Origin of the sequence: Corynebacterium sp. HMSC035E02, from assembly GCF_001836065.1 — a bacterium.
GTDB lineage: Bacteria > Actinomycetota > Actinomycetes > Mycobacteriales > Mycobacteriaceae > Corynebacterium > Corynebacterium hiratae.
On sequence record NZ_KV827350.1, the window covers coordinates 118,967 to 136,789 of the forward strand.

The following is a 17,823-nucleotide window of genomic DNA, read 5'->3' on the forward strand; positions in this document are numbered from 1 at the left end:
TAGTCTGCTGGAGTAAAACTCAGCTCGATCGAAAGGTCCCCTCAGCATGACTTCCTCTCGTCTTCGCCGCGTAGTTGCTACCTCCACCTTGTCCGTCGCACTTGTTGCTGGCGGAATCGCTGCCCCCACTGCGGGTGCGGTGACCACCTCCATCAAGAATGACAAGTGCACCATCACGTTGAGCGAGGACGAAGCCAGCGACCTCAAGAACGCGGAGTCCAAGGACAACGACGTCGACAGCAGCCTGCTGAAGGATGGCCTTAAGATTTCGCCCAAGGACGCGGAGAAGCGTGCTCGCGACGTAGAGAACCAATCGGACGAGCTCTACCGTGCTCTGGCTGGCTATGAGGCAGAGGTCGAGCTCGGTGACGAGGACGCCGTCAAGCGCGCTAAGAACAACATCAAGGTAGCCGAGACTTTCCGCGACATCGCGCCGGAGTACGTCAAGGCTCTCGATGCGTGTGCCAAGAAGGAAGAGTTCAACAAGAAGGCACCGAGCGGTGATAACACCTCCTCCAACATCGACAAGGGTGGCGCCATCATCCTCGGTGTATCCGGCGCCCTGACGGTGTTCTTTATGGCTCTCCGCGCTGCCAGCCCCTTCCTGAAGACCGTCCTGCCGCCGCAGCTGGCGGCCATGCTTCCGGCCTAAGCCTTAGGGCTTAAGGCCTAAAGAGCCGACGCTTAGGCCCCAATGGGGCCTAAGCCCAATCGACGTTGGTGCGCAGGGAGGCCAAAAGGCCCCGCACTGCGTCGCGACGGCGCGCAGAAGCAGTGCCTTCCTCGATGTTTAAGTCCAGGCCGCACTCAGGGTCCGCGGGCGGCCCAGCATGCGTGCAGCCGCGCGGGCAGTCCTCGATGGCTTCGGCCAGATCATCGAAGACCTCGATGACGTTCTCCGCGTCAATGTGGGCTAAGCCAAAGGAGCGGATGCCGGGGGTATCAATGATCCACCCGCCATTCGGCGTGCTTCCTTCCGCCGGCAGGCGCAATGCCACCGACTGCGTCGAGGTGTGGCGGCCCTTGCCCACGGCGGAAACCTCGCCGGTCTCTCGGTTGGCGTCCGGGACAAGCCGGTTCACCAGGGTGGACTTTCCCACGCCCGAGTGGCCTATGAGGGCCGTGACATGTCCATCAATTGCGGCACAGACCTGCTCCAGCCCATCGTCGACGCCGGCCTCCACCACCGTGACATCCAAGTCCGCAAACTCTTGGGCAAACGGAGTGGGGTCGGTGAGGTCGGTCTTCGTTAGACATAGGACCGGCTGGATATTGCCGGCAAAGGCCGCGATGAGTGCACGTTCCACGAATCCGGAACGCGGCGGGGGATCCGCCACGGCGCTGACGATGAGCAGGCGGTCCGCATTCGCCACCACGATGCGCTCATAAGGATCCGTGTCATCCGCGGTGCGTCGGAGGACGGAGCGGCGTTCCTCGAGCTTCACGATGCGCGCGAGGGTGTCTTTCTTACCCGAGGTATCGCCCACGACGCCGACCCGATCACCGACTTCGACGGGTGTGCGGCCCATCTCGCGGGCACGCATGGCCGTGACGACCGGGCCATCGTTATCTAGAGCGACTCCCCAACGGCCGCGATCCTTGGTGATGACCATGCCAAACTTGGCATCCTTGTGCTTTGGGCGGTCCTTTGTGCGCGGGCGCGAGCCTTTGCCGGGCCGGATGCGGACATCGGATTCGTCATAGCTGCTTGCGCGCCTAGCCACGGATCATGGCCTCCCACATCCCGGCGAAGCCGGGCAGAGTCTTGGACGTGGTATCGATGTCCTCGACCTCGACCCCTTCGACTGCCAGGCCAATGATGGCACCGGCGGTGGCCATGCGGTGGTCGGCGTAGGAGTGCCACTGCCCTCCGTGGAGTGGGGCAGGGGTGATGCGGAGGCCGTCGTCAAGCTCGGTGACGTTGCCTCCCAAGCCGTTGATCTCGGTAGCGAGGGCCGCCAGACGGTCCGTCTCGTGACCGCGCAGGTGCGCGATGCCGGTCAACGTCGAAGGCGTGGAGGCCAGCGCGCACAGCGCAGCCACGGTCGGGGTGAGTTCACCGATATCGCCCATGTCGAGATCGATACCACGCAGACCTGCTAGACCCTCCTCTGGGCCGGTGACCTTCAGGTAGGGATCCTGGCGAGGTGCCTGCGGGACGTACTCAACCTGAGCTCCCATCTGTTCCAGGATGCCGCGGAAAGCATCACCTGGCTGGTCCGTTTCCTCCGGCCAGTTCGGGATGCTCACGCTTCCGCCACAGGTGGCAGCAGCGGCAAGGAAAGGAGTGGCGTTGGAGAGGTCCGGCTCGATATACCACTCGCGGCCTTCAATCTTTCCAGGGCGCACGACCCAATTATCTTCGCCCGCGACCACATGCACGCCGGCATCACGCAGCATGCCGATGGTCAACAGGATGTGGGGCTGGGAAGGTACGGTGCCGCCTTCGTGGCGCACGCTGAGCCCGTAGCGGTAGCGCGCACCGGCCAGGAGCAGGCCAGAGACGAACTGTGAGGAAGCGGAAGCGTCAATGGTGACCTCGGCGCCCTCTGGGACACCATGGGGCGTGATGGTCAGCGGCAGGCTATCGCCCTTGACGTCAACGCCCAGCTCACGCAGGGCCTTCGTCATGGTGGACATGGGGCGCTTGCGCGCATACGGGTCGCCATCGATGATGACGGGGCCATCCGCCAACGCGGCTACCGGTGGCAAGAAGCGCATAATCGTGCCGGCCAGGCCGCAATCGACGGTCGCCCCATGCAGCTGGCCCGGGGTCACACGCAGGTGCGGGCCCCAGTCGGAGATACCTACGCCCATGGCCATCAGAGCTTCTTTCATCAGGTCAGTATCGCGGGAGATCAGTGGGTTGTAGATGATAGAGGGGGAGTCAGCCAGCGCGGCGAGGATGAGGGCGCGGTTGGTCATCGACTTCGATCCGGGGACTTCTTGAGTCCAGGACAGCGGGCCGGTGGGTTGTGGAGCACTCCAGTAAGCAGACATGTAGTCCATAATAAAGGGCATGTGCGGAAGATTTGTTCTGTTCACCGAGTCCCTACTGGAGGAAGTCGGAGCGTGGGAGTCCATTACGGAAGTTCATGCGCCGGAAGGCCTGCCGCCAGCACGCTATAACATTGCTCCGACCCAGCCCATCGCCATCGTGCGGGTTGCGGAGGAGACCGCCCGTGTGGAGCCAGCGCGCTGGGGACTTATTCCGCATTGGAAGAAAGACCTCGACGGCCCGCCCCTGTTTAATGCCCGCGCGGAGACTGTGGCGCAGAAACCTTCCTTTCGCGATGCCTTCAAGGCGCAGCGCTGCGTCATCCCGCTGGATGGCTACTACGAGTGGAAAGCCGGGGAAGATAAGAAGGCCAAGAAACAGCCCTACTATGTGACCGGACCCGATGGCCTGTTGTGGGCGGCTGGTTTGTGGGCCACGGGGATGGAGAGGCTCTCAGCCACGATGGTGACCACGGATGCCACGGAGGAGATGGCGTGGCTGCATCACCGGCTACCCAAGTTTCTGACTACAGATGAGATCGCACCTTGGCTGGCGGGGGAGGCTCTGTTGGAGCCGAGCTCCGTGCGCGGCTTCCAGGCACACCCGGCGGACCCCGCGGTGGGTAACGTCCGCAACGACTACGCAGAGCTTATCGACGAACCACCGGCCGCCACCCTGTTCTAGTACGCGAGCTCTAGACGGCAGAACTAGTCGGCGAGCACGTCGGCGAAGGAGAGCTCCAGGACGCGGGGGAGATCCTCCGGGTTCATCTCGATGTCGAGGCCACGCTTGCCGCCGGAGAAAAAGATGGTGTCGAAGAGTAGCGCCGTCTCGTCAACAACGGTGGGCAGGACATGCTTGTGCCCTAACGGGGAGATGCCGCCGGGGATGTAGCCGGAGGACTTGGAGGCGTCGGCAGGCGCGGCCATTGTGGCCTTGGACGCACCGAAAGCGGCGGCGGCCTTCTTGAGGCTGAGCTGGTGGGTGACCGGAAGGACGCAGACGGCAAGTTGGCGCTTGGGGCCTTTGCCGGCGCTCAGATCAATGACGAGGGTTTTGAAGATGCGTTCAGGCGCAACATCGAGGGCCGCAGCGGCTGCCTCGCCGAAGTTTTCGCGACCGCCGTCGAAGGTGGAGACGCGGTGGTCAATACCTGCCTCTTCGAGGAGTTTGAGAGCGGGGGTAGCGGCACGCGGGGTCTTCTTAGACATATAAACCACCCTAGTCCGGAGCGCTAGGATGGTCGGTATGGCCACAGAAACGACGAGCGAGACGCTTCAGAAACAGCGGTTGTTTGAGGAGCAAGCCTTGCCCTTGCTGGACCAGCTCTACGGCGGAGCGATGCGTCTGACGCGGAACCCGCAAGACGCGGAGGATTTGATCCAAGAGACCTACCTCAAGGCCTTTAGCAACTTCGATTCCTTCAAACAGGGCACGAACTTGAAGGCGTGGCTGTACCGCATCATGACGAATACCTACATCAACTCCTACCGGAAGGCCAAGCGCCGCCCGGTGGAATCCTCCGCGGATGAGCTTAGTGACTTTCAGCTGTATACCACGTCCGGGCATGATTCCACGGGCCTGGAATCAGCGGAGGTCGAAGCACTCAAGCAGATGCCGGATTCGGAGATTTCCGAGGCCATGAATGACCTGCCGGAGGACTACCGCATGGTGGTGTACTACTCGGATGTGGTGGGTTTGGCTTATAAGGAAATCGCAGAAGTGATGGGCACCCCGTTGGGGACGGTCATGAGCCGCCTCCACCGCGGAAGAAAACTACTCCGCGCGGCGTTGAAGGACGTAGCACGAGAAAAAGGCATTGGTCGCAACCACCCAGAGATGGAGGAGAAGTAATGGAACGCGCAACAGGACGCAATTGCGGTGCGTGTAACTCTCCCGAGGTTGAAGCGCTCTTTCGGGAGCTGTTCGATGAATCAACGAGCTATGCGCGAGCACTGGAAATCCGCGAGCACCTCGCGCAGTGCGATGCCTGTCAGCAACGCGTAGAGAGTGAAGAAGTAGTCCGAGCACTTGTGCGCAAATGTTGCGGGGGACAGGCTGCACCGCAGTCACTGCGCCAGCGCATTTGCGTGGAGATTACGCGGACTGAAATCACCTGGGGCTAGGCCTCGGCGTATAAGCAAAGGGCTCGTTCCCGTCCTCGGAATGAGGAAGGAAACGAGCCCTGAATGCTGACGTTATGCGTTAGGACGCTTGCCGTGGTTAGCGGACTTCTTACGGCGATCCTTGCGCTTACGGCCACGCTTGCTCATCGCGTACTCCTTCTGTTAAGGGTAAATGAACTTATTTAACTGTAGCGGCAGGGTATGCCGGAGTGTTAATCGGGGGTGTGCCTTCTGAGGGGTCTTTAGGCGGAAACGCGAGCGCGGGCGCGGCTGCGGTTGCGGCGCTTGATGGCGCGGCGCTCCTCCTCGGAGAGACCGCCCCAGACACCAGCGTCCTGGCCGGATTCCAGGGCCCACTTGAGGCAGGAAGAGGCAACTGGGCAGCGGTTGCAGACCAGCTTGGCCTTAGCGATCTGGGTGAGAGCAGGGCCGGAGTTACCGACAGGGAAGAAGAGCTCCGGGTCTTCGTCGCGGCAAACAGCTTCGTGGCGCCAATCCATGATTGAAATCTCCTAACAAATTTTTGACAGCAGTGGGTGAAAGTAGGCGCACCTAGGACAGTTCACAGCTGTGAACTGTTCCGAGTGCTACGGGGTGAAGTGGACTGGTCTGCGGTCAGTGGGGCCCTGTCTCGAGTTGGGGCCAGCGTCGACGCCGCCGTGGTTCACTTTCTGTTAACTCGAAGTTTGCTCCGAGTTATGAACTGATTTAACAGCTCGTTGTTTTTGCTACCTGAGAATAATGACACGTTTACTCAAAGTCCGCTAGGGGTAAAGGGTAAAAAGTGTCCAAAGTCACTAAAGAAATGTCGTCGGTTTAGGATTTACTAATGGGTTGAAGGCTGTAAGAAGGCTGTCAATAATTCGTCTACCAGCGTTGATGTGGGTAAAACTGTGAGTGTGGTGACCTGGATCGCGTCAAATCCATATTCAGTCCTCTGCCCCCGAAAACCCTGTGTGAGGGAAGGCCTAGCTGAATGCCGAGGACTGTGTCTGCGGGGCGGGGGAGTCTGCGGTGTGGAGATGGCCTAAACCGAAGGGGTAAGAAGTAGACTAAGCGACCGTGAACAAGAAGAAGAAACAGTCCTCGACTACGTCACCTCGTACCAGTGGGAATGGCGCGCCGGCTTCAGTCATCGCGGCTGCGGGAATCGCGGTGGTTCAGTCCATCGCCGTAATCATCTTTGGCATTTTCCTCATCGTCCGTGAGGTATCTGGTGCTGAAAACGACTCGATGGTTTCGGACTCAGGCGCGACAGGCTTCGTCGGCCTGGGCACGGCCATCTTCATTTTTATCGTCTTCGGCTTTGTCATCGTCGGCTCCTGGGCCTTCGTGAAAGGCAAACGCTGGGGGCGCGGGGCCATCGTGCTCGTGGAATTCATCCTGGGCGCCATCGCCTTCCAGATGTTTAGTGGGGGCTCGGCCCTGCTCGGTGCGCTAACCCTAGCGAGCGCCGGGTTGGTGCTGTACCTGCTCATGGTGCGACCCGAGGCAGCGCAATGGGCTGAAAGCCACTTCTAGGATGCCTTGAGCGCCACGGCCGTGTCCCCGCGCTGTTCAACGATGACCGTGCCAGACAAGGTCAGCGAAATCGGGCCTGAATAGCCATCACGGTCGACGGGGATGGTGCGCTCCGTCTTACCGGTCGACCAATCCACCACGTCGATCCCTTCTTCAGTGGGCACGAGAACGCGTTCGTCAACGGCTACGCCGGTGCCCAGCGCTTGCTCTAAAACGTGGTCAACCTTGAGCTGAGTTGGCGTAAAGAGGTAGAGGCGCTCGCCATCAAACCACGTCATGTGGTGGGGCAGATCGGCTACGGCAGGAGCAAAGGGGGAGGCGGAGTTGGTGATGGACGTCGAAGGTTCCACGTCCGTGGACGACAGCGCTTCACCCTCAAAGTTATAGGACACAATGCGAGGCGTATCGCCCGGCAAGAAGACTGCGGCCGCCTCCTGACCGTAGGCGACGAGGCGCGCGCCCGGATCCTCGATCTTGATGTCTTTGGAAATCTCCGGGGAGCGGGAATCCTCCGGTGTGGCGGTCTGGATACGCAACCACGTGGCATCCGGGGAATCCGGGCAGGATTCGGTCACTGCCATCGTCTCGGTACGGGTCAGCGCTGATGTGATGGCGCAGTCCTCGTGGGGCTGCATGTTGGGTTCCTGCTTGGCATCGACATCGCCGTACTCCACCGTGCGCACGAGGTCGGAGCGCCACAGCTCTACCCGCTCGGCGGAGACCGTTCCCACGCGGTCGTTCGAGACGATGGGGACCACCTCGTCGGAATTGCGGGCGCTGCGGGTATCGGAATACTGGCCGGAGGCAGCATCGATCGCCACCACATCACCGCAGCCGTTGCCCGAATCATAGGAAGCGACAATCTTGTTCCACGCCGTGCCGAGCGAACACAGGTCGGCATCGCGGCGCTCATAGGTCCACACCTCATCGCCGGCAGCATTCGTGGCGCTCAGGGTGTCGCCGTCATGGGTCACCAGCAGACCCTTCGACGACACAGCCCGGGCTTGGCCCGGGACTAAGGCGTTGGGCAGGCTGAAGGATTCGGTGAGGGAGTTCGGGACGGCGGTGAAAAGCGCTGGCTCGGCGTTGGCAGCAGCATCGACTGCCGGGGTGAGCTCAGCTTTGTGGATCGGTGCGGTGATGACCGCACCGCCGATGGCGATGGCGCATACCGCGCTGATCGCGCCCACGGCAATCCAGTCCGCCTTCGTGGAACGCAAAATGGGTGCCTTCTTCGCAGCGGCGTTGTCGACCGGGGATTCTTGGGCGTGCTCGGTGCTCATCGGCGTCCTCCTTGGCGGGGATTGCGTTTACGGGAACGAGTGCGGCGCGAAGCGCGGGCTGAGCGCGTGGATTCGCCACGCGGGGAGCTTCCACGCGGGGAGCCCGAGCGCCGGGGTCCACCCAACACCTTGGTGGGTGGGCCGACCGTATCGGCAACCCCTTCCGGAACATCAAGTGCTTCCATAAGCTCCGGAGAAGTGCTGAACCACTGCGGTGGCTCCGCCTGGCCCAAGTCGAGCTCATCGTTGATGACCTGCCACTTGCCCAGCTCGTCGTAACCGACGAGGGTCACCGCCGTGCCCGTATGGCCGGCGCGGCCGGTACGGCCGATGCGGTGAACAAACGTCATTGGATCGTCCGGAACCTGATAGTTGATGACGTGGGTGACATCATCGATGTCGATGCCGCGGGCAGCGACATCCGTGGCCACTAGAATCTCCACGGTGCCGTCGCGGAAGGCATCGAGCGAGCGCTCGCGTGCTTTTTGATCCATGTCGCCATGAACCGCGCCCACCGCGAACCCGCGCTGCGCCAGCTCCTCCGCGACGGCGGCCGCCGAGCGCTTCGTGCGCGTGAAAATGATGGTGCGCCCGCGGCCGTGGGCCTGCAGGACCTTTCCCAGTACCGCAATCTTGTCCATGCGGTGCGCTTGGAAGGTGACCTTGCGGGTGGAGGCATGGGTCTGCTGGGCGTCGGCAGATTCGGCACGGATATGCACCGGCTGGTCCAGGAATGTGCGAGCCAGCGTCACGATGGGGCCAGGCATAGTGGCGGAAAAGAGCATGGTCTGGTGCGGGTTGCCGTGCAGCAGGGAGAGAATCTTCTCGATGTCCGGAAGGAAGCCCAAGTCCAGCATCTCGTCGGCCTCATCCAATACAAGAACGCTGACCTGATCGAAGGATAAGTGCTTCTTCTGGCAGAGATCGAGGAGGCGGCCCGGGGTGCCCACGACGACGTCCGCGCCTGCGTTGATCTGTTTGATCTGCTCCTCATAGGGGCGGCCGCCGCACAAGGTGATGACGCTGAGCGGCAAATTCGCGGCAGCGACCTGCAAGTCCCCGCTGACCTGGATGGCTAGCTCGCGCGTTGGCGCAATGACCAGCGCGCGGGGGGTTCCGTCAAGCTCTGGGATGTCGGCGTCATCGAAGACGCGATCGAGAAGCGGTACACCGAAGCCGTAGGTCTTTCCCATGCCGGTGCGAGCTTGACCAATGAGGTCCTGGCCATTGAGCGCGATGGGGAGCGTGAGCTCCTGGATGGCGAAGGTGTGCGTAATCCCGTTGTCAGCGAGGGCATCGCAGATCTCTACGGCGACGCCGAGCTCGGCAAAGGTAGGGGATTCGCGGGATTCGCGGGAAGATTTCGGGGCAAGCACACCTTGATAGTAGAGGACGTGGCTATAGTGGGGCCATTAGAGCGCCGGGGGCGCAGGCCTCACGGCACCGATTAATGACAACGATCTAAGGGAGACACACCACATGGACATCAAGTTTGGTTTTGCCGATACCGCCCGCGAACTGGTTATTCATGCCGAAGGCGAGCGCGAAGAACTGACCCAGACCATTAACAATGCCTTGGCGGAGAACTCCACCCTCGAATTGAAGGACACCAAGGGCCGCTCCTACATTGTGCGCACCGAGCGAGTCGTCTACGTAGAAATCGGCACTGCACGCGCCCACACCGTCGGTTTCGCGGGCTAAGTACGCGCGCGCCGTCTCAGCGGGTAGCCTAAATGGCCATGGAGAATCCCGCGGATCTTGGACAGCACCCACAGCGCCTTTCAGCGGTGGAGCGTTTCGCTCGCGAGTATGGCTGGTGGCGCGTGGTGGCGATCCCCGTCATGGTCGTCATCACCGTGTGGGTGCTCGTTGACGTTTTCCGCTCCCCAGCTCAGGAGGCGGACGTGACGGCGGCAGGGGAGACGTCGACAAGCAGCGCTACCGCAACCCCGTCCCTGCCCAAGGGGCCCGATCCTGCCAACGCCAGTGCGGTCGCTGCTGCCAAGGATGGCTTGCCCGCCGGCGGTGCCTTCACGGAGCAAGGTGATGAAACCTACCGCGATGCCGGCCCTTCCACCATGCACGCGGGCAAGGGTGGAAAACAGACCATCCGTTTTTCCGTGGAGATCGAAAATGGCGTGGACACCTCCGCCTACGGTGGGGATGCTGCGGTGGTCGCTCTGGTCGACGCCACCCTGTCCGACCCCCGCGGGTGGACCGCCAACGGAGACTTCGAATTCATCCACGTCAAGGCCGATGACAACCCAGATACGCACATCCGTCTGACCTCGCTGGGGACCACCGCAAAGCTGTGCGGTGCACAGCTGGAATCGGAAACCTCGTGTCACACGACGATTACCGGTGAATCCGCGGTCAACCTCAACGAGTCTCGCTGGGTGCGGGGCGCTGCACCGTTTGAGGGGGATTTGGGCAACTACCGCCAGTACCTGATCAACCATGAGTTCGGCCACGCCATTGGTTACGCGGCCCACCAGCCCTGTGGTGGCGAGGGTAAGCTCGCGCCCGTCATGATGCAGCAGACGCTGAGCCTCAACAACGGGAAGCTCTTTGAGAAGGAACCAAACGAGGTGTATCCGGACGAGGACGTCACCTGCGAGCCGAACCCGTGGCCCTACCCGAATCCGGCTAATTCTGATCACGCCAAGCCCGAGTAAGCCGCTCGAAATTTAAGGACTATTTCCCCCATGCCACTGCCACCTGAGCCCGTTCTTGCCGCCTTCAACGCCGAGTTTCACCCGCGCCGAACGCAGGGAGAGCTCGTGGGGTCTGCCTGGGATAACGGGATTCGCGTCGGGGATATCGTCTTTGCCGAGGCGCGGCCGTGGACTGGTTGGTCCGCTAAGGTACGCGAGAAACTCAGCGTGCCGGGAGCGCGTATCGCCCGCCCGGTTCTGACCGCCGATGGGCGCTACACAGCCGCTGGGTGGAAGGCCACGCAATTCGTGGACGGTCAGTTGCGAGGGCGCATCGATGAAACCGTGCAGTTGGCGCTTCGCCTTGATGACGCCCTCGATGTGGCCCCGCTGCCCACCATGGACCGGCGCGAGGACGTGTTTGCGCGGGCGGAGCGGGCCGCGTGGGAGGAGAGCGGCGAGGCCTATTCTGATGCTGAGCTTGCGCACCTCCCGTTGGTCACCGCTCACATGGATCTTCTGGGAACCACCATTTTTTCCGGGGCCAATCCGCCGGCGTTGATTGATATCGTGCCTTCTGCCGCTCCGCGTCCGGCGGGCTGGACTGCAGCGATAGTCATGGTGGATGGTCTGATCGCGGGGGCGGTCGATGGTGATATTTGCACCCGCTTTGCGTCGGTGCCCGGAATACAGCAGCTCTTGCTGCGTGCGGTGGCGTATCGCCGTTACGTCAATATCCTGCACCCGCGCTCCAAGGCGACCGTGCGTTCGAACATAGAAAGGGTGGAAGAGGCCCTCGTGTCCGCGGCATCTGACAGACTGTAGGGCGTGAAGTACAGCAGCGAATCCCCCACACGTTCCGGCGTCACGCTTCCTCCCTCGCCGGATGTCCGCCTTGTTCCCCGGAACCGCCGGGCCACGTCGCGCACATGGGATGTACCGGTGCCCACGGAAGGCACGTGGCGGGTGCTCGGCGCGGCCGGGTCCGGAGTATCGAGCCTGCTGATCGACGTGGTCTTGGGCCAGCTCAACGCCGGGGCCGATGCCTCCGGCATCCTCGTCGTCGCCCCGTCCAAGGAATCCGGTTCGCTGCTGCGCAGGGAATTAGCAGAAAACCTCGATGATTATGCGGCGCAAGCATCGATGGTGCGCTCGGTGCACTCTTTGGCCTTTGCATTGCTGCGCCAGAGCAGCGAGGAAGAGCTGCGCCTGATTACCGGCGCAGAGCAGGATGCGGTCATCCGCGAGCTGCTCCAAGGCCATGCTGCGGATGGCAGGGGTGCGTGGCCGGAGGAGATGCGGCCGGCCCTGGAGTACGTGGGTTTTGCGCGCCAGTTGCGTGACTTGTTGTTGCGTGCCATCGAACGGGGGCTGGGCCCGACAGAGCTCGAGGAGCTCGGGGAGCGCCATGCTCGGCCCATGTGGACTGCTGCCGGCGAGTTCCTGCGCGAATATGAGCGGACTCAGGCGCTGGCGGGTTCGCATTCCTATTCCGCGGCAGAACTGGTCAGCCAGGTGCTTTTGCGCCCTGAGCTACTGCGCGAGCACCCGTGGCACACCATCGTGGTCGATGACGCCCAGTTGCTCGATCCGACCTCCGGCCAGCTGATCGCGGAGTTGGCGAAGACCGCCCGCCTCACCGTGATTGGTGGTGACCCCGACCAAGCGGTCTTTGCTTTCCGTGGTGCTAATTCGGAATTCCTCACCACGTGGGAGGCGGAGAACGAGCTGTGCTTAGACTCGACGCACCGCACTCCCTCCCCGGCCTGCGTGAGCGTCGTGGAGTCCCGCGGCACCTTGCGCGATGTCCTGGCCAACACGGTTCGCCGCCGGCACCTCGAGGACGGTGTGGACTGGCGTGATATCGCTGTCATCGTGCGCTCTACTGGGGATATCGGCCCCGCCCGGCGCACGCTGCTGTCTGCTGGCGTGCCGGTGCACATCAACCCCACGGACGTGGTGCTCGCTGAGCAGCGCTTGGTCAAGGCGGTGCTTCTGGCTCTGCGCGCCCTGGAGAATGAGCTTGAGCCCGTGGAGCTCGAGGACCTGATTACTGGTCCCGTCGGCGGCGCTGATCCGGTGACGCTGCGCCGACTTATTCGGGGCCTGCGCCGTTGGAAGCCTGAGCAGCGCGGTATGGACACGCTGCGAGAGCTGCTGGATGGTGAGTTGCCGGACTTCAACAACCTCCTGACAGAGCGCGAAGAAGCGATCCTGGCCCGTATTCGCGGGGTGCTATCCGCCGGGCGCGCGGCCCTGCACGTAGGCGCCGCAGTCGAGGAGGTTCTCTGGGAGGTGTGGCAGGCCACCGGTTTGGACACGCGCCTGCAGGCGGCAGCCCTGCGCGGCGGTGCTGCGGGTTCGCAGGCGGACCGAGACCTGGATGCCATGATGGCGCTGTTCGATGCCGCCGGTGACTATGCCGAGCGCCGCCCGGCGGCCTCCCTAGAGTCCTTCATCGTGCACATCACGGAGCAAGAATTGCCCACCGGCGTGCGAGATCGTCGCTCGGCGCTGCCTGATGCGGTAGAGATCCTCACCGCGCACGGCGCGGTGGGCCGTGAGTGGGACACCGTCATCGTGGCGGGCGTTCAGGAAGGAACGTGGCCCTCGGTAGGGGAGACGGGCTCTCTTTTCGGCCAGGAAGACCTCATCGATTTGCTGGATCGCGGCATCACACCCGGCACCCCAGTTAGCCACGTGTCGGGGCGCTTGGCGGAGGAGCGCCGGCTCTTCCACGTGGCCACCACGCGCCACCGATGCCGCCTGCTCGTCCTCGCGGTGGATTCGCCGGAGAGCGATGTGGCTGAGGAGCCGTCGCGCTTCATCGATGAGTTCCTGTCCGCTCGCGGTGTCGATGTTCCGGGAGCACAAGCGCGCCGGGAAGCGGGTAAGCGGCTGGCGCGCCAGGCCTGGCCACGCGAGCTGGGCCTCGAGGTTCCGGAACCGCATCCAGTGACGTTGCCCAGTGCGGCTAGTGGGGAGGAAGAGCTCGATCCCCTTGACGTCTCCGTGCTGTCGGTGCCCGCCTTCGTGGCGCAGCTGCGGCGTTGCGCTACCGATCCGGAGACGGGTGAGGCCGAGCGCTCCCAAGCGGTGCGGCAGGTGGCCCGTCTGGCGGAGGCTGGGGTTCCGGGGGCGCACCCGAATCAGTGGTGGGCCGCCCGCGGCGTGGCCTCGGAGCTGCCGCTGCATGGTTCCAGTACCGTGTCGCCGTCCCGGGTCGATGCCCTGCTCACGTGTCCGCTCAACGCGGTGCTCGGGCAGCTCGTGGAAGATGACTCAGCGGATATCAACCTCCTGCGGGGAAACTTGGCGCATGCTTTCCTAGAGGCGCTGGGCCGGGGAGCAGCCGCAGAACCCGCGAAGCAGCTCGTGGTTGATGCCTTCGCTGCGCTGCTCGATGGCCCCTCATGGCGCCGCGAGGCTGAGCGCGCGGACTTTGAGCGCCTCATCGACCGCACGCACGGCTGGGTGCTCTCGAGCTCGACGTCACTCGAACCCGTCGGCGTTGAGGTCCCCGTCACCGTGGACATCGGCCCCGATGTCACCATTCGTGGGTTCATCGACCGGCTGGCGAAGGCCGGTGAGGACTACGTTGTGGTGGATCTCAAGACCGGAACAACGGTTCCCTCTAAGGCCAGCGCCCAGGACAATACCCAGCTCATGACGTATCAACTGGCCCTGGCACACGGTGAACTCGTCACGGCACCAGCAGACTCTGACGGCGAGCCTCAGTCTGTATCCATCCGGACCGGTGCCGGCCTGCCGCGTGGCGGCGGCGTGCTGGTGTACCCGCGATCCAGCGCTGCCTCCGTGTCCACCCGGGAACAAGCCACCAAGCCCCCGGAGGAACTCGAGGAATTTGCGCAGGCGCTACCTGCACTTGTAGCCGAGCTGCGCGGACCGGGGCTGACCGCGCGTGAAAACGCCGATTGTGATCGGTGCCCGATCCGCCCTATTTGCCCTGTGATGAATGAAGGAGCTCTGGTGACCGATGCCTAAGAACCCTACCCAACACTTCAGTCCTGAGGAGCTGGCCAGCGCGCTGGGGAAGCCTTTTCCTCCCACCGCAGAGCAAGCCGCAGTTATCGATGGTCCACTCGGGCCGAAACTGGTCGTGGCCGGCGCGGGCGCTGGTAAGACGGAGACGATGGCCTCGCGCGTGGTGTCGCTCGTCGCAAACGGGTTGGTGCGGCCCGAGCAAGTCCTGGGCCTGACCTTTACCCGCAAGGCAGCCCAGCAGCTGGAGCAGCGCATCCGCCGCCAGTTGCTGACCCTGCGTTCCTCAGGAATCCTTGCTCCGGGCAGCCCAGCGGCAGAGGCAGTGGAGAATATCGCGCCTAACGTCTCCACCTATGACTCCTACGCGGGTGATCTGGTCCGCGAGTATGGCTTGCTCATGCCGGTGGAGCCGAATGCCCGCATTATCACTGAGGCGGAGCGCTATGCCATCGCCCACGAGGTCGTCAGCAACTACACGGGCTCGCTGAGCACCGATAATGCCGTGGCCACGGTCACCGCCACCTTGCTCAAACTGGCAGAGACCATGGACGGGGAGCTCAAGGATCCCCATGATCTGTATGAGCACGAGGACATCTTCCGCAAGACCGCTGAGGACCTAGAGAAGAGCAAGAGGACCAGCAGTGAGTACAGCCAAAAGCTGCAGGGATACCTGGATACCCAACGCCTGCGCCTGGAGTACCTGCCCTTGGTGGAAGCACTGAAGAAGGAACAGGCGGAGCGGGGCGTCATCACCTTCGGCGAGCAGATGTCCATCGCTGCCACCCTGGCCAAAAACTTCCCCCTCTTGGGCGAGCAACAAAGCGCGCGGTATCGCGTGGTCATGCTGGATGAGTACCAGGACACTTCCCACGCGCAGCGCATCCTGCTGCGTTCCCTCTTCGGTGGTAAGCGCGAGGGGCTCTCGGTTACCGCGGTCGGTGACCCCATGCAGTCCATCTATGGCTGGCGCGGGGCGACGGCGGAAAACCTCGAGGCCTTCGTCACGGACTTCCCGCAGGCTGACGGCACCCCGGCGCCCAAAGACCAGCTGACCACCTCCTGGCGCAACCCCTCGACGGTGCTGGGAATGGCCAATGACGTGGCCTCGAAGCTCTTCTCCGAAAGCCCGGGTGAGCGGCCGGTGAATGAGCTATCGCCGAAGCCCACCGCGCCGGCAGGCACGGTGGAGCTGGGCTATTTCGCCTCCGAAGATGAGGAACGAGACTTCATCGCAGAGCACCTGCGTCAGCTCTATGAGTCCACGCCGGAGGGTGAGGACTTCAGCGCCGCAGTACTCGTGCGCACCAATAAACAGTCGCCGTTGATCGCCGCGGCCCTGGACAAGGCCGGGGTCCCCAACGAAATCTTTGGTCTCGGCGGGCTGCTCTGGCAGCCGGAGATCCAAGACCTCGTAGCGGTGGCCACCTTGCTGGTGCGTCCGCAGGACACCGCGGCGGCGCTGCGCGTGCTGACCGGGCCGATGTGCGGCCTAGGTATCGCCGACATCCAGGCGCTGCATTCGCGTCAGCGCAACCTTGCCGGTGCTGCGGAGGGGCGCACACGCTGGGAGGGCGGTGATCCCCTGGAGCACCTGGCTACCCAAATCGAGGACATCACCGCAGAGGGGCCTGACCAGGTGCTGGGGCTTGCCGACGCCCTCGCAGACCTCGGCGAACGCGAGCGCTACAGTGCCGAAGGCCTAGAGCGCATGGAAGAGGTTTCCTCCAAGCTGCGCTACCTCCGCACCTATTCCCTGGGAAAGTCGCTCAACGACATTGTCGCCGATATTGAGTTGCTCTTTGGTCTGCGTACCGAGGTCTTAGCCTCCGGGAAGCCAGGCGGGGCAACACACCTCGACGCCTTCGCCGACGTCGTCGCTGGTTTCCACGGGGAGGGCCTAGCCGGGCTCCTGGACTATCTTGAGCTGGCTAAGGAGAAGGAAGACGGCCTTGAGTTGGGAGAGGTCCCGCTCGTGCGCAACCGCGTCCACATCATGACGGTGCACAAGGCTAAGGGCTTGGAATGGGAACACCTCTGCGTGGCACACGCGGATTCCACAAGCTATAAGGCGCAGGCGGAGACTTTCCTGACCAAGATCGAAAAAGCACCGGGTGATGAGGATGTCATCGATGTCCCCGAGGACGCGGTGACACGCTCCGACTTCGACAAGGCGTGTGAGGCTTTCAAGGAACAAAACCGCGAGTTCCAAGCAGAGGAAGCAGCCCGCCTGTTCTACGTGGCAATGACCCGCACCGAGTCCACCCTGACGGTGACTGGCTCCGGAACCAATAAGGCGAAGGGCAAGAGCAAGAAGGGCCCGTATTCCTACCTGCAACTGCTGGCGGATAAGCACCCAGAGCTCGTCGTCCACTGGGAGGTCCCCGAGAACCCCGTGGAAGACGAAGAGCGTTCTGTTACGGAGGCCTCCTTCCCTGCACTAACCCCGCAACCGGAAGCGCTCAAGGCCGCAGACGCGGTGCGCGCGGCAATGGAGAACCTGCCACCGCTGCGCGATGGCGAGGTCTTTGGACTCTGGGAGCAGGAGGCGAGCGCGCTCATCGAGGAACACAAAGCCCTCCAAGCCCCGGTGGTCGATGTGGAGCTGCCTGGCGAGTTGACAGCCTCCGACATGGTGGCGATGTCAGCGGATCCCACTCAGTTTGCCCGCCGCCAGCGCCGCCCCATTCCCTTCAAACCTAACTCCTATGCCAAGCGCGGCACCGCCTTCCACGCCTGGCTGGAGGATCGGTTTGGGGCGCCCGCCTTGCTGGGGGAGGACGAGCTGCCCGGCTCCCACGATGAGCCGGACCACGACCTGGAATCACTCAAAGAGTCTTTCCTAGATTCGGAGTGGGCGCAGCGCACACCTGCCTATGTGGAAGCGCCTTTTGAGATCACCATTGGGGACTCGGTCGTCCGCGGCCGCATGGACGCGGTCTTCCAACAACCGGATGGTTCCTGGCTCATCGTGGACTGGAAGACTGGCCGCCGCCCGCAGGGCGCTGCACTGAACTCGGCGCAGATTCAGCTCGCCGTGTATGCGGAGGCATGGCGGCGTATTCACGGCGTGGAGACCGTCCGCGCGGCGTTCTTCTATGTGCATGAGAACTACCTTTTGGAGCCGGATGACTTGCCCACTGGAGCACGGCTGGCTGAGCTTTTAAGCTCTGCAGTTTCCACGCCACCAGGGTTGAGTCTAAGGTAGTCTCACGAGGAAATCCGCATCATCTAGGGAG

17 protein-coding genes are annotated in these 17,823 nt (G+C 62.9%); 10 read left to right on the forward strand and 7 right to left on the reverse strand.

What is annotated here, in order from left to right:
- The first annotated feature begins 46 nt into the window (after nt 1-46).
- Nucleotides 47-652 (forward strand): hypothetical protein, encoded by a 606-nt coding sequence (locus HMPREF2635_RS08475; protein WP_070512186.1) that lies wholly within the window; start codon nt 47-49, stop codon nt 650-652.
- 49 nt (nt 653-701) lie between these two features.
- Here HMPREF2635_RS08475 and rsgA read toward each other — a convergent pair whose 3' ends face one another.
- Nucleotides 702-1,724, reverse strand: a complete 1,023-nt coding sequence (gene rsgA, locus HMPREF2635_RS08480) for a ribosome small subunit-dependent GTPase A (protein WP_070512182.1) — start codon at nt 1,722-1,724, stop codon at nt 702-704.
- Nucleotides 1,717-3,021 carry a 3-phosphoshikimate 1-carboxyvinyltransferase gene (gene aroA, locus HMPREF2635_RS08485; RefSeq protein ID WP_070512178.1) on the reverse strand — a complete coding sequence of 435 codons (1,305 nt, stop codon included), beginning with the start codon at nt 3,019-3,021 and terminating at the stop codon, nt 1,717-1,719. Before aroA ends, rsgA begins: the two co-directional genes overlap by 8 nt.
- On the opposite strand from aroA, the gene HMPREF2635_RS08490 reads away from it, so the two are divergent.
- Nucleotides 3,020-3,682, forward strand: a complete 663-nt coding sequence (locus tag HMPREF2635_RS08490) for an SOS response-associated peptidase (RefSeq protein ID WP_046647459.1) — start codon at nt 3,020-3,022, stop codon at nt 3,680-3,682. The genes aroA and HMPREF2635_RS08490 overlap by 2 nt on opposite strands.
- Before the next feature lie 23 nt (nt 3,683-3,705).
- Here HMPREF2635_RS08490 and ybaK read toward each other — a convergent pair whose 3' ends face one another.
- Nucleotides 3,706-4,209, reverse strand: coding sequence for a Cys-tRNA(Pro) deacylase (gene ybaK / locus HMPREF2635_RS08495; RefSeq protein ID WP_049156088.1), 504 nt, complete (start codon nt 4,207-4,209; stop codon nt 3,706-3,708).
- A 37-nt stretch (nt 4,210-4,246) separates the two neighbouring features.
- On the opposite strand from ybaK, the gene HMPREF2635_RS08500 reads away from it, so the two are divergent.
- Nucleotides 4,247-4,852, forward strand: a complete 606-nt coding sequence (locus HMPREF2635_RS08500) for a sigma-70 family RNA polymerase sigma factor (protein WP_049156090.1) — start codon at nt 4,247-4,249, stop codon at nt 4,850-4,852.
- Complete coding sequence (gene rsrA, locus HMPREF2635_RS13010; protein ID WP_080975102.1) at nt 4,852-5,124, forward strand: mycothiol system anti-sigma-R factor; 273 nt, start codon at nt 4,852-4,854, stop codon at nt 5,122-5,124. Before HMPREF2635_RS08500 ends, rsrA begins: the two co-directional genes overlap by 1 nt.
- A 72-nt stretch (nt 5,125-5,196) precedes the next feature.
- Here the strand turns inward: rsrA and HMPREF2635_RS13835 are convergent, their stop codons facing one another.
- Both HMPREF2635_RS13835 and HMPREF2635_RS08505 read right to left on the reverse strand, forming a co-directional pair.
- The gene (locus HMPREF2635_RS13835) at nt 5,197-5,271 is read right to left on the reverse strand and encodes a 50S ribosomal protein bL37 (protein WP_012714902.1); all 75 of its coding nucleotides are present in this window, start codon (nt 5,269-5,271) and stop codon (nt 5,197-5,199) included.
- Between the two features lie 95 nt (nt 5,272-5,366).
- The gene (locus tag HMPREF2635_RS08505; protein WP_042529827.1) at nt 5,367-5,624 is read right to left on the reverse strand and encodes a WhiB family transcriptional regulator; all 258 of its coding nucleotides are present in this window, start codon (nt 5,622-5,624) and stop codon (nt 5,367-5,369) included.
- Between the two features lie 562 nt (nt 5,625-6,186).
- On the opposite strand from HMPREF2635_RS08505, the gene HMPREF2635_RS08510 reads away from it, so the two are divergent.
- Nucleotides 6,187-6,645, forward strand: a complete 459-nt coding sequence (locus HMPREF2635_RS08510; RefSeq protein ID WP_046647461.1) for a hypothetical protein — start codon at nt 6,187-6,189, stop codon at nt 6,643-6,645.
- On the opposite strand, the gene HMPREF2635_RS08515 is transcribed toward HMPREF2635_RS08510, so the two are convergent.
- Together HMPREF2635_RS08515 and HMPREF2635_RS08520 are read right to left on the reverse strand one after the other, a co-directional pair.
- Nucleotides 6,642-7,928: an Rv3212 family protein gene (locus HMPREF2635_RS08515; RefSeq protein WP_046647463.1), complete on the reverse strand. Its 1,287-nt coding sequence runs from the start codon at nt 7,926-7,928 to the stop codon at nt 6,642-6,644. The genes HMPREF2635_RS08510 and HMPREF2635_RS08515 overlap by 4 nt on opposite strands.
- Entirely contained in the window at nt 7,925-9,304 is a 1,380-nt protein-coding gene (locus tag HMPREF2635_RS08520; protein ID WP_046647464.1) for a DEAD/DEAH box helicase, read from the reverse strand. Before HMPREF2635_RS08520 ends, HMPREF2635_RS08515 begins: the two co-directional genes overlap by 4 nt.
- A 103-nt stretch (nt 9,305-9,407) precedes the next feature.
- Between HMPREF2635_RS08520 and HMPREF2635_RS08525 the strand changes: the two genes are divergently transcribed.
- The 5 genes from HMPREF2635_RS08525 to HMPREF2635_RS08545 are packed head-to-tail and all read left to right on the forward strand — an operon-like array spanning nt 9,408 to nt 17,792.
- Nucleotides 9,408-9,629, forward strand: coding sequence for a DUF3107 domain-containing protein (locus tag HMPREF2635_RS08525; RefSeq protein WP_046647465.1), 222 nt, complete (start codon nt 9,408-9,410; stop codon nt 9,627-9,629).
- A 32-nt stretch (nt 9,630-9,661) separates the two neighbouring features.
- The gene (locus tag HMPREF2635_RS08530; protein ID WP_049156095.1) at nt 9,662-10,603 is read left to right on the forward strand and encodes a DUF3152 domain-containing protein; all 942 of its coding nucleotides are present in this window, start codon (nt 9,662-9,664) and stop codon (nt 10,601-10,603) included.
- 30 nt (nt 10,604-10,633) lie between these two features.
- Nucleotides 10,634-11,407, forward strand: coding sequence for a hypothetical protein (locus HMPREF2635_RS08535; protein WP_049156097.1), 774 nt, complete (start codon nt 10,634-10,636; stop codon nt 11,405-11,407).
- Between the two features lie 3 nt (nt 11,408-11,410).
- Nucleotides 11,411-14,587 (forward strand): ATP-dependent DNA helicase, encoded by a 3,177-nt coding sequence (locus tag HMPREF2635_RS08540; protein WP_083306712.1) that lies wholly within the window; start codon nt 11,411-11,413, stop codon nt 14,585-14,587.
- Nucleotides 14,580-17,792, forward strand: coding sequence for an ATP-dependent helicase (locus tag HMPREF2635_RS08545; protein ID WP_070512170.1), 3,213 nt, complete (start codon nt 14,580-14,582; stop codon nt 17,790-17,792). Before HMPREF2635_RS08540 ends, HMPREF2635_RS08545 begins: the two co-directional genes overlap by 8 nt.
- Nucleotides 17,793-17,823 lie beyond the last annotated feature (31 nt).